We start from the raw sequence: 11568 nt of genomic DNA on the forward strand, positions 1-11568 counted from the left end.
CTCAAGCGCGTTGAGCGCCCGCCTGATATCGCCTCCGGCCATCGCCGCGATGTGGTCCAGCGCATCCTCGTCCGCCTGCAGCTGCATAAAGCCAAGCCCCCGCTCCGCATCTGCAAGCGCACGCCTCATCGCTTCCAGCGCGTGACGCTCTTCCAGCGCCTGCAGCTGGAACAATGTCGAGCGCGATAACAAGGCTCCGTTTACATGATGGAACGGATTTTCGGTCGTTGCTCCGATAAATACGATGATGCCTTGCTCCACAGCCGGCAGCAGCGCGTCTTGTCTCGACGTATTAAAACGATGGACCTCATCGAGGAACAAAATCGTTTTCTTGCCGTACAACGTCTTGTTGCTGCGAGCGCGGTCGATAACGTCGCGAACATCCTTGACGGAAGCGTCAACGGCGTTCAGCTTAACAAAGTCTCCCTTCGTTGTCAGGGAGATGATATGGGCTAACGTCGTTTTGCCGCAGCCGGGGGGGCCGTACAGCAAAATCGACGAAACTTGATCCCCTTGTATGGCTCGTCTGAGCAGCTTGCCCTCGCCCACGATATGTTCTTGTCCGATATATTCGTCCAGCGTCCGGGGTCTCATCCGGTCCGCCAGCAGCTTGGCTCGCGGTGTCTCTTCTTCCTGGTACGTAAACAAATCCATGGCACAGCTCAATCCTTCATACGAAAATGATGTAATGATAAATCAATCATAGCATATCCGTACAAACGTTCGCCACCTATACGCGGCCCCAGTACAGCTCGGTATCGTAAACAATCGTCACGAATCCCTTCTCCTGGTTGGCTTCGAAGATCGAAGCAAGTTTCTCCATCATAGGCTCATAATTGGGATGCCCCGGCAGCGGGCAATAAGAGGAAGAGAGCAGTCTTCCCTTTACGCCTTCGGCATCCAACCGCTGCTCCGACGCAAATACATCAAGAGCGGGTCCTCCATCTCGGAAAAACGAAGCGATAGTAGCGGGCGTTATATATTTATGCGCCACCTTCTCGTAATCCGTTCCGTAATCGAGGAGCAACTGCTCGAATTGGTCCAAGAATGGCGTTCCTTTTGTTCGCCTGGAATTCCAGATGAGCGCGACCTGCCCATCCGGCTTCAGAATGCGGCGGAATTCTTCTCGGGCAGCAGCTCTGTCGAACCAGTGAAACGATTGCGCGCAGACGATATAGTCTACCGACTCATCTTCCAGTTCCGTCACTTCCGCGGAAGCCGCGACGGACGTGTAACGCGAATTATCCGCATGTCTTTTTTCCGCCGCTCCCCTCATGGCTTCATTAGGCTCGATGGCCACGACTCTGCTGCCGCGGTCCAGCAACAGACCGGAGAAAATGCCAGTGCCCGCTCCAACATCGGCAATGATGCTTTCCTTGGAGAAGCCGACCTTTGAATACAGAAAGTCCAGCGCCGCGGCCGGGTAACTTGGTCGATACTTCACATAAGAATCCACGCGTTCCGTAAATCGTTCCTTGCTATTCAGGCTGCTCATCTCTTTTTTCCTCCTTCGACATGGTCGTTACTCCGTTGCTATCGTATTGCAGAAATTCCAGCCGATTGCCGAACGGATCCTCCGCGAACAATCGTTGCAGTCCTTCATCTTCCCTCAACGCATCGTCAGTGACAGGAACTCCTGCCTCGACCAGTCTGTTACGAAGCTCATCCAAACCGATCATCGCGAAGCCAGGATGCGCCTTCTTCGCAGGCCGAAAATCTGCCTGAACGCCGATATGAACCTCGTGCATTCCGCATCGGAACCAAGCTCCGCCGCGCGCCTGCAGGCTCGCCGGCTTGGGCAGCTCCTCCCATCCCAAAACGCTGCCGTAGAAACGTCTCGCTTCGGCTTCGCATCCCGCTGGGGCAGCAAGCTGCACATGGTCGATGCCCGTGAAACGAATTGTCATCCGCATTACCTCCTTTTGAGGTTCGAACGTCGATCGGTTCTTCGTCGACCGGTCCCTTTTACATGTTTACTTTTGATCCGAGACATAAACGCAGGTACATCCATCAACAGATAACGAATACTCAACAGGTTGCTCGTCGAAGTTTCGCATAGTGAAACCGTGTTTTATTTCTTTATGTGACATATTTTATCCCACTTTCGATATTCGCACAATCGCTTAACGGATTCATTTTTTTAAACTAATTCTTCAGCACCGGCGAGGGTCGTTACGGCGCTCGGTTTTTCATACACATTCGCTCGCCCCGACCCGCCTGCCCCTCATTGTACTCGCTTTTTCATACACATTCGCTCATCACCGCCTGCCGGCGCCACATTGTACTCGGTTTTTCATACACATTCGCTCGTCACCGCCTGCCAGCGCCACATTGTACTCGGTTTTTCATACACATTCGCTCGTCACCGCCTGCCAGCGCCCCACTATACTCGCTTTTTCATGCACATAGCTGACTTTTAAGCTATATTCAGCACATCCACATCAGTACCGCCCATTAAAGCATACTTTTATGCTTCTTTTCGCGGTTTTGCGTCTGAGTGCAAGGGCAGTGTGCGGTCACCTTATAGTTGACTTTCCGGACAAAGTCGGGACGGGATTGGCTCGGGAAGCAGCTTCCCCCACTTACAAAAACAACCGCCGCCGGACGAGTACTTCACTCATCCGACGGCGGTTTCTATATACCTGATACATATGTCGACGATTTCGATTTCGTCGTTGACCCAGCCAGCCAACAGCCCCGTTCACGACTTTACTTGTCCGCCGGCCGACAACCACGTTCTCGTTCTTACTTGTCCGCCGGACGGAACCGAAGGGCCGACCAAGTCTCGTTCATGGATATATTGGAGACGGCATCCATCTCGAGCGCCTTCATAAACTGCCAGCCGCTGTCCCGGTTGACGTCCGTCTTGATGCCGGAAGAGCCCTTGGGATAGCTGATCCAAAGCAGCCCGTCCCACCGGACGGCGCCGATCGCCGCCGGAGCCCTCTCCGCCAATTCGGCCATGGACGATACGAACAGATGCACATAATCGTAGCTTGCCGAATCCAGCTTGACATCCGCATCCGGACTTAAGCACGCCGTTGTCGGGAGGCCAAGCTCTCCTAACACATCGTAACCTGCCGGAGGGAATAAAACGAGGGCCTTGGCGCCATCCGTCAGGCGAAGTTTGCGGACTAGCTCGCCGTTCATGTTTAGTTGCCCCCGCTTTCGAGCAGATCCTTCACCACGACGCTCACCATGATGAGTCCCGCCACGGGCGGAACGAACGAGTTGCTCGACGGAGGCTGCTTGGCCTTCCGAATTTCAGGCGCGTTCTCCGGCACGATTTTTTGCGTCACGTCCTCGCGCGGCTTGATAGGATCTTCGTCCGAGAAGACGACCTTGACGCCGCGTTTGATGCCGTCCTTGCGCAGCTTCGTCCGCACGACCCGCGCGATCGGATCCGTGTGCGTCTTGGAGATGTCCGCCACCTTAAAGCGAGACGGGTCCATCTTGTTCGCCGCGCCCATGCTGGAGATGACGGGAATGCCCCGCTCCAGGCACTGCTTGATCAGATGCACCTTGTAGATGATCGTGTCGGACGCGTCGACGACGTAATCCAGTTCGTATTCGAATAGCTTCTCGTACGTCTCCTCCGTATAAAACATCCGAAGGGAAATAACGTCGCATTCCGGATTGATCAGCTTGATGCGGTCCTTCATCAGATCCGCCTTGGGCTGGCCGACCGTCGTCGTCAGCGCGTGAATCTGGCGATTGATGTTCGTAATGTCGACAACGTCCTTGTCGATCAAAATAATCCGGCCCACGCCGGTGCGTGCCAGCGCTTCGGCGGCAATAGCTCCAACGCCGCCGATACCGAGCACGGCCACCGTGCTGCCTTTCATAATATCGAGCCCCTCGGGGCCGATCGCAAGCTCCGTTCGCGAGAATTGATGCAGCATGTTCGCCGCCTCCTTCTTCCGTCTAAAGTCCGGACTACTGGTTGGATTCGCCGGCCGGCGCGCCTGCTGCCGCCGCAGCTACGGGCTTCGGCTTCAGAACCGTGCGAATATGCAACTGCTCGAGCTGCGAAAGTTCGACTTCGGACGGAGCATCGCAGAGCAGGTCCGTTGCGCTTGCCGTCTTAGGGAAGGCGATCGTCTCTCTAAGGTTCGTACGGCCCGCAAGCAGCATGACCAGACGGTCGAAGCCGAACGCGATGCCGCCGTGCGGAGGCGTGCCGTAGTCGAACGCGTCCAGCAGGAAGCCGAACTTCTCGTGCGCTTCTTCCATGGTAAAGCCAAGCGCCTTGAACATTTGCTCCTGCACCTCGCGTTTGTAGATCCGCATGGAGCCGCCGCCTACTTCGTAGCCGTTCAGCACGAGATCGTACGCCTGAGCGCGGATCTTGCCCGGATCGGTGTCGAAGTAATGGAGATCCTCTTCCTTCGGACGCGTAAACGGATGATGCTCCGCCACGTAACGTTTCGCTTCTTCATCCCAGCCAAGCAGCGGGAAGTCTACGACCCAGGCAAACTTGAACTTGGAATCGTCGATCAGACCGAGATCGCGGCCGAGCTTCAGACGCAGGTTGCCCAGAACGTCCGCGACAACCTTCGGTTTGTCGGCGGAGAACGTGAGTAGGTCGCCTTCTTCTACGCCTAGACGTTCCGTCAAAGCCGCGATTTCCTCTTCCTTCAGGAACTTCACGATAGGACCGCGCCATTCGCCGTCCTTTACCGTAATCCAGGCAAGGCCTTTGCCGCCGTAGCGCGCAGCAAACGGCTGCAGGTCGTCAAGCTCCTTGCGGCTCCAGCTCGCGCAGCCCTTGGCGTTGAGCGCCTTCACGACGCCGCCTCCAGCCGCCACGCTAGCGAATACCTTCACGTCGCTGCCGGAGACGATGTCCGTAATGTCTTCGATCTCCAGACCGAAGCGCAGATCCGGCTTGTCGGAGCCGTATTTGTTCATGGCGTCCGCGTAAGTGATGCGTTGGAACGGAAGCTCCAGCTCTACGCCGACCGTCTCGCGAAGCAGCCTTGCGGACAATTGCTCCATCATGCCGAGCAGCTGGTCTTGGGAGAGGAAAGAAGTCTCGATGTCGACCTGCGTGAACTCGGGCTGACGGTCCGCGCGAAGATCCTCGTCGCGGAAGCAGCGCGCGATTTGGTAGTAGCGCTCCAGGCCGCCGACCATAAGCAGCTGCTTGAAAATTTGCGGCGATTGCGGCAGAGCAAAAAATTCGCCTTCGTGCACGCGGCTCGGAACGAGGTAATCGCGAGCGCCTTCCGGCGTGCTCTTGGTCAGGATCGGCGTCTCGACTTCGATAAATCCTTCGTTGTCCAGGTAGTCGCGGAAAATCTTTGCGGACTTGGAACGAAGCAGAAGCGTCTTCTGCATTTCCGGACGGCGAAGATCCAGGTAACGATACTTTAATCGGAGCGACTCGTCGACTTCCACACCGTCCTCGATTGGGAACGGAGGCGTCTTGGCGGCGTTCATCACTTCGATTTCGGTTACGCGAATTTCGATTTCGCCGGTAGCCAGGTTCGCGTTGTACGTTTCCGGATCGCGCTCGACTACTTTGCCGGTTACCGCAAGCACGTATTCGTTGCGGGCGCGGTCGGCGATAGCCAAGGCATCTCCGGAGAAATCAGGGTTGAATACCGTTTGCACGATGCCCGTGCGGTCGCGAAGGTCGATAAATAATACTCCGCCAAGGTCGCGGCGACGCTGCACCCAGCCGTTCAAAGTAACCGTCTGGCCTACGTCCTTTTTCGTCAATGTTCCGCAGCTATGCGTCTTCAACATCATGTTCATCAAACTCCTCTTATTGGACTAAATTAGGGTCTTGCCAAATGTCTTCCAAATATCTTGCACTATCTCAAGAGCTCGTCGGCCAGAGCCGACATGGCAACCGGCCGCTGATCTCCCGTCGCCATCTCCTTAAGCATGATCTCGCCGCGGACAAGCTCGTCGTCTCCCAGAATAGCCGTGAACCTTGCGCCCAGACGGTCCGCCGACTTCATCTGCGCCTTCATCTTGCGTCCCTGGTAATCGCGCTCGGCTCGAATGCCCCGCGCGCGAAGCTGGTAGACCGTCTTCGATACTTCGCGTTCGGCGGCTTCCCCAAGGGCGACAACGTAAACGTCGATGCCGTTAAGCTCCGGCAGCTCCGTATTCTGGTGTTCCAGCAGCAACACCGTACGCTCCAGGCCGATGCCGAAGCCTACGCCCGGCTGATCGGGACCGCCGATGTCCGCGACCAGACCGTTATAACGCCCGCCGCCGCCGACCGTATCGATGGCGCCGATTCCTTCCGCTTTGAATTCGAACGCCGTGTGGGTGTAATAGTCGAGTCCCCGAACCAAACGGTGATTGATCTCGAACGGAATGTCCATATCTGTTAGGCATTGCTGCACTTTTTCGAAGTGCGTCCGACATTCGTCGTCGAGACTGTCCAGTATGGAAGGCGCATCCGTAAAATGTTTCTGATCCGTCTTGCAATCCAGCACCCGGAGCGGATTACGATCCATCCGGGATTGACAATCCTTGCAGAGAATTTCGCGCTTGGGCTCCAGAAACGCCAGCAGCCGGTCGCGGAACGCCGCGCGAATCTCCGGAGTACCCACGGAATTCACTTCGACGCGAACGCCCTTTAAGCCAACCTCCGTATAGAAGCTGTAACCCAAAGCGATAACCTCCGCATCCAGCGCGGCGTCTACTGCTCCGATCGCCTCTACGCCGAACTGGTGGAACTGGCGGTAACGTCCCGCCTGTGCCCGCTCGTACCGAAACATCGGACCGATATAGTACAGCTTCGACAAGTCCGGCTCGCCGAACAGCTTGTTCTCCACGTAGCCGCGAACGACTCCCGCCGTTCCCTCCGGCCGGAGCGTCAGACTGCGGTCGCCGCGGTCGATGAAGGTGTACATTTCTTTTTCGACGATATCCGTCGTCTCCCCGACTCCCCGCTGGAACAGCTCCGTCGATTCGAACATTGGTGTCCGGATCTCTCGGAAGTTGTAGCGTCGGCACAGCTCGCGCGCTTTGCCCTCAACGAATTGCCATCTCTCGACCGCGCCCGGCAGGATATCCTGCGTGCCCGGCGATTTCTGAAATTTCATCCCGTACTCCTCCATTCTCTGTCCATCTGAAAATCAAAAAACTCCCGCCCCTCCCGGCATAAGCTGCCGCAAGGGACGAGAGTTGTAGCTCCCGTGGTACCACCCACATTCCGAACCATGCCTTCGCGCAAGTAACCGCCAGCCATGATTCTCTCCAGGACGGGTAACGACCGTCAAACGCATGTACGGCTATTGAGGCACCATGTCCGGAGCTAGCGGCAATGCCGCATGTCGTGGGTGTCCGTTCGCCGAATGTTCTCGGGGAGGTTCTTCATACCACCGGAATAAGGACGCTTGCAGCCTTGGCGTCCCTCTCTGCGTACTCCAAAGAGGAATTACTTTGTCCCGTCATCGAATCCATATGACAATAATAGTTGTAATTTTACCTTCCCGCAGGACATAAGTCAAGAGATCGAATGAAGACGCATTACATCAACACTTGTCCATCTTTCTGCAATCGTTCGCGCAGCTTCCCGTAATCCACTGCCTGAACGGACGCATCCCCTTCCAGCGCCAGCGCCGCGGCCGTTGCCGCCGATTGGCCCAGTACCATGAATACCGGCTCCATGCGAATCGAACCGTATGCGATGTGGGAAGCGGACAGGCATACGGGCACAAGCAGGTTCGCGCATTGTTCTTCCTTCGGCATGATCGAGCGGTAGCTGATCGGATAAGGACCGCTCAGCTTGATCTGCACGTCGCCTTCGTTGACGACGTACCCATCCGCGCTCACATGCCGCTGCGTGTTGTGCGAATCCATCGTGTAGGAGCCTTTCCCGATGGGGTCCGATACGGCCTGCCGCAGGAAAATATGGTTCTCGTTCATAACAAATTCGCCGATCATCCGCCTGGATTCCCGGATATACAGCTGTGGCGACCAATGGTCATTCTCCACGAATTCGTCGAGGGGCAGTCCCCAAGGCGCATAGAACGAACGAATCTCCTGCGGCACGCGTTCATGATGCTGCAGCGTCCATATCAAGCCGCGCTGATGGCGCTCGTGCGCGGCGGCGATCGCCTCCCGCTCCGCATAAGAGGCTTCGGGATATTCGTCATTGTATCCGATGAAATCCGTCGAGAAACCTTTGTCATTATTCGAATCCGTCTTGCGATTAGGCACGCCGTTCAACTTAAAGAAAATCTTCTCGCCTTGCTCGATGGCCCGGAACAACAGCTCGTAATTCCGTTCATCGTAACCTTCCGGTTGTTCGACAAAGACACGATTGAGCGGATCATCGGTCAGACACATCCGATAGCAATAGGCCTGGATGCGATGATCGCCTTGGCCGTCATCGCCGCCGGCATCCGGGTTGACGCCCGGCAGCAAGCCGCTTGCGGGGTTGCCCTTCACGACGTAAGGGTCAATCCCTCGCGGAAGTTGGTTCTTAACGGCTATTCCCGATTGAATGCCGTTATATAACTCCCCATATACCTTATTGGATTCCCGGCCAGTCGCATACGACACGCCCGCAGCCTTCATAAGGTCGCCTTCATACCCGGTATCCATGAACATCCGGCCATTGTAGACGCGACCGGATTCCATGCGGATCGAGATCAAACGATTGCCTTTCTTCACAACCGGATCGGACGGATCAAGCCGCTCGCCTAACCTTACGTCGATGCCATATTCCTCGACCCATTCCTGGAATACGGCCAGCGCTTCCTTCGGCTCGAACAACCATGCCGCATGCTCGGAGCCATACCTGCGTCCGAGCCGCCTGTAGAAGTCGAGCGAAAGCCCGCCGATCGCGCTCTTGTCGCCGAAGTCGGTGTCGCCTAATCCGCCGCTGCTAAGCCCGCCAAGCCGATTAGTCGGCTCCAGCACGACTGCGCGCAGCCCCATCTTGCCTGCCTGCACGGCGGCAGCAAGCCCTGCGGATGTCCCGCCATAGATGACCAAATCGTAAGTCGTCATTTCCTCCCGCCTTCCGCTCTTTATTTAACGCCTTCCAGACACAATGCGATCAGATCGTCCACATGCGCCGTAGCCAGACACTCGACGGTGTCGGCGGCGCCATAATAAATTTTAACTTCACCGTATTCTTCAAGAATCATGCCGCCTGGAAAAATGACATTGTTGCGGAATCCGCCCTCCACCTCGTATGAAGCCTCCGGCGCGAGCAACGGCCCGCGATACTGCCCGATTACCTTGCGCGGATCGTCCAGGTCAAGCAGCATTAGGCCGGCGCAATACCGTTTCTTCCAAGCAGACTCCCAGCCGTTTTTGCCGCGCGACGGATCGATGTCTACCGCATGGAACGTTGTCAGCCACCCATGCTTCGTGCGTACCGGCGGCGCGCCTGGACCAACCTTGTCGTTGGCGTACTCAACGTCCTCGACACCCAGCACCAGCGACGAACGACCCCAATAGATAAGATCTGGCGACTCGGACAGCCACAGATCGAACCGGTCGCGGCCGCCCCGGCCGTACACGGGCATCGGCCTCTCCAGCCGCATATAACGGCCGCCTACCCGCTCCGGGAACAGCACCATGTTCCGATTGTCCGGCACGCTCAAACTCAATACGTCGAATTTCGCAAAATCTTCCGTCACGGCTATGCCGCCGCGCAGCCCATGCCTCGTATCCATGGCGAAGCACATATAGACTTTGCCGTCCATTACGGTCAACCGCGGGTCGTATACCCGATACACTTCCTCATCGCTCCATTGCCAGATCGGCGCGGATTGCACCTGCCAGTTAACGCCGTCGTCGCTTGTCGCCAGCCCCAGATTTGTCGTCCGTCCAGGGTACACCTCTTCTGTCTCCTCGTTGCCATAATCGTTGCGGAACACCATGACATATTTGCCTTCGTATTTCGCCACGCCGGCATTAAACACCATTGCCGGACCGTAAGGCACCTGACGGGGCGACAGCACAGGATTATGGGCATGCCGATGGATGACTGGAGCAGACTTAAGTTGTCCGATCAGAGATTCTCTTGAAGAATGAATATTCATGGGGGACGCTCCCTTCTTGTCTCGCTATCGTATCGATTCCCTGTATTTTTCAACGAATCGGGACCCCGACAGCGCCGGAGCCCCGAACTCTTGCTTATTTGTACACGTACCTTATTTGTTCACGTACCAGGCATTGATTTCTTGAACGACTTCTTCGCCGCCAGCGCTGTTCCATGCTTTCTGCAGGCTTGCGATGCCGTCATCCGTTACTCCGTCAACGATCATCTTGATCAGAGAGTCGTTAACCGTGGTGCCCAGTTTGGCGCTGGACGCCGAGTACTTCGGCAGAAACGGCGAGAACGCCAGCGGATCTTGGTGAGTCTGTTCCTTCGGAATATTGTTGACGATCTGGAAATTGTCGAACATCGGTTTGTTCTTCTGCAGGCGCGCTTGCCAGTAGGTTACGAAGTTCGCTTCATCCATGCCGATGACGAAGTTGCTCGCTTGTCCTCTCGTATTGGCGAAAGACGGTTCAATCGGAATATAATTGCCGTTCTCCACCTTGTAGTCCACGCCTTCTTCACCGATAAAGAGTCCTTTGAATACTTCCGGCTCCAGCAGCGCATTGACCATCTTCACCACGTCTTCGGCATGTTTGGACGACTTCGGCACGAAGGTGATTTTGTTGAATCCTCCTACAATGGTGAATCCGCTAAGTCCGTTAGGACCCTTCATCGGGGGAATGAACTGATACGCTGCATCAGGCACATTTTTTTTCAAGGCTTCGTCGTAGCCCGGGATCGAAGACCAGCGCGTCCACAGCACGCCTGCGCGTCCGCTGGTGAATTTTTCGGCTGAAGTCGCGGATTTATTGGTCGCGAATTCTTTATCGAGCAATCCCTGTTCGTATAGCGAGCGTATGAATACCGTATAATTTTTTAGTTCGGGATGGCTGGAGACGTTTTCGATTTTTCCATCTATCTCATTCCAATGTCCATAGATCCCGAAAGCGCCCATGATATTGTCGATCAGGCCGGAGCTGTCCATCGTAAAGGGGATGTTGTTTTTCCCGTTGCCTCCCGGATCCTTCTCCTTGAATGCTTTCAGTACATCCATAAATTCATCCAGCGTTGTCGGCATCTCCTTGCCGACCTTCTCCAGCCAGTCGGTGCGGATAAGCAATCCGCTGCTCACGTAGCTGACATTCAGCGTCGGGATCCCGTAAATTTTCCCATCCACGGTTGCGCCGGCGAGAGACTCGGGGGAGATCGCCTGCTTAATATTCGGCCCGAACTGTTCGATCAACGGCGTGAGATCCGTCAAGGCGCCGTTCTGTGCAAAGTTAAAGAAATCCTGCTTGTTCATCGCATCGATGAAGTCGTAATCCGTGCCGGAAGCCATGATCAGATTCAGCTTATCGCTAGGCTTCTCCTGCGGCAGCATGTCGTTCTTGACTTTGTAGCCTGTCTTCTCTTCCACGTACTGATTTACCGGGTACGTGTTGTAATCTTCCTGCATGTAGTTGCGTAATCCTTTGAGCGTCGGCTTCACTTCCGGAGCCGCCTCCGAACCGGCAGGCGGCGCGCCGGCGCCTGGCTTGTTT

General features: G+C 55.9%; 10 protein-coding genes. All 10 read right to left on the reverse strand.

From position 1 onward, the window contains the following. Nucleotides 1-654: AAA family ATPase (locus tag PAT3040_RS38705; RefSeq protein ID WP_258235008.1), on the reverse strand; the 654-nt coding region annotated here is incomplete at its 3' end. Between the two features lie 76 nt (nt 655-730). Further along, a complete protein-coding gene (locus PAT3040_RS16445) occupies nt 731-1495 on the reverse strand; it encodes a class I SAM-dependent methyltransferase (protein WP_108993593.1) in 765 nt (254 codons plus the stop codon). Further along, nucleotides 1479-1907: a VOC family protein gene (locus PAT3040_RS16450; protein ID WP_108993594.1), complete on the reverse strand. Its 429-nt coding sequence runs from the start codon at nt 1905-1907 to the stop codon at nt 1479-1481. Before PAT3040_RS16450 ends, PAT3040_RS16445 begins: the two co-directional genes overlap by 17 nt. Before the next feature lie 838 nt (nt 1908-2745). Beyond that, nucleotides 2746-3150: a hypothetical protein gene (locus PAT3040_RS16455; RefSeq protein WP_108993595.1), complete on the reverse strand. Its 405-nt coding sequence runs from the start codon at nt 3148-3150 to the stop codon at nt 2746-2748. A 2-nt stretch (nt 3151-3152) separates the two neighbouring features. Next, nucleotides 3153-3902 (reverse strand): tRNA threonylcarbamoyladenosine dehydratase, encoded by a 750-nt coding sequence (locus tag PAT3040_RS16460; protein ID WP_087566477.1) that lies wholly within the window; start codon nt 3900-3902, stop codon nt 3153-3155. 34 nt (nt 3903-3936) lie between these two features. Then, on the reverse strand, nt 3937-5754 hold the full coding sequence (gene aspS, locus PAT3040_RS16465) for an aspartate--tRNA ligase (protein WP_108993733.1): 1818 nt from the start codon (nt 5752-5754) through the stop codon (nt 3937-3939). 65 nt (nt 5755-5819) lie between these two features. Then, entirely contained in the window at nt 5820-7067 is a 1248-nt protein-coding gene (gene hisS, locus PAT3040_RS16470) for a histidine--tRNA ligase (RefSeq protein ID WP_108993596.1), read from the reverse strand. Between the two features lie 427 nt (nt 7068-7494). Further along, on the reverse strand, nt 7495-8982 hold the full coding sequence (locus PAT3040_RS16475; RefSeq protein ID WP_108993597.1) for an FAD-dependent oxidoreductase: 1488 nt from the start codon (nt 8980-8982) through the stop codon (nt 7495-7497). Between the two features lie 20 nt (nt 8983-9002). After that, nucleotides 9003-10025 carry a glycoside hydrolase family 130 protein gene (locus tag PAT3040_RS16480; RefSeq protein WP_108993598.1) on the reverse strand — a complete coding sequence of 341 codons (1023 nt, stop codon included), beginning with the start codon at nt 10023-10025 and terminating at the stop codon, nt 9003-9005. 111 nt (nt 10026-10136) lie between these two features. Then, nucleotides 10137-11568, reverse strand: a 1432-nt coding sequence (locus tag PAT3040_RS16485) for an extracellular solute-binding protein (RefSeq protein ID WP_181376660.1), incomplete at its 5' end; no start/stop codon positions are given.

This window comes from Paenibacillus agaridevorans (assembly GCF_003112455.1).
Taxonomy (GTDB): Bacteria; Bacillota; Bacilli; order Paenibacillales; family Paenibacillaceae; genus Pristimantibacillus; species Pristimantibacillus agaridevorans.

What these genes read in the sequence shown, in the direction of transcription:
- PAT3040_RS16450 (WP_108993594.1), bottom strand. Translation starts at nt 1,907, where the DNA reads ATGACAATTCGTTTCACGGGCATCGACCATGTGCAGCTTGCTGCCCCA.
- PAT3040_RS16475 (WP_108993597.1), bottom strand. Translation starts at nt 8,982, where the DNA reads ATGACGACTTACGATTTGGTCATCTATGGCGGGACATCCGCAGGGCTT.
- aspS (WP_108993733.1), bottom strand. Translation starts at nt 5,754, where the DNA reads ATGATGTTGAAGACGCATAGCTGCGGAACATTGACGAAAAAGGACGTA.
- PAT3040_RS16445 (WP_108993593.1), bottom strand. Translation starts at nt 1,495, where the DNA reads ATGAGCAGCCTGAATAGCAAGGAACGATTTACGGAACGCGTGGATTCT.
- PAT3040_RS16455 (WP_108993595.1), bottom strand. Translation starts at nt 3,150, where the DNA reads ATGAACGGCGAGCTAGTCCGCAAACTTCGCCTGACGGATGGCGCCAAG.
- PAT3040_RS16480 (WP_108993598.1), bottom strand. Translation starts at nt 10,025, where the DNA reads ATGAATATTCATTCTTCAAGAGAATCTCTGATCGGACAACTTAAGTCT.
- hisS (WP_108993596.1), bottom strand. Translation starts at nt 7,067, where the DNA reads ATGAAATTTCAGAAATCGCCGGGCACGCAGGATATCCTGCCGGGCGCG.
- PAT3040_RS16460 (WP_087566477.1), bottom strand. Translation starts at nt 3,902, where the DNA reads ATGCTGCATCAATTCTCGCGAACGGAGCTTGCGATCGGCCCCGAGGGG.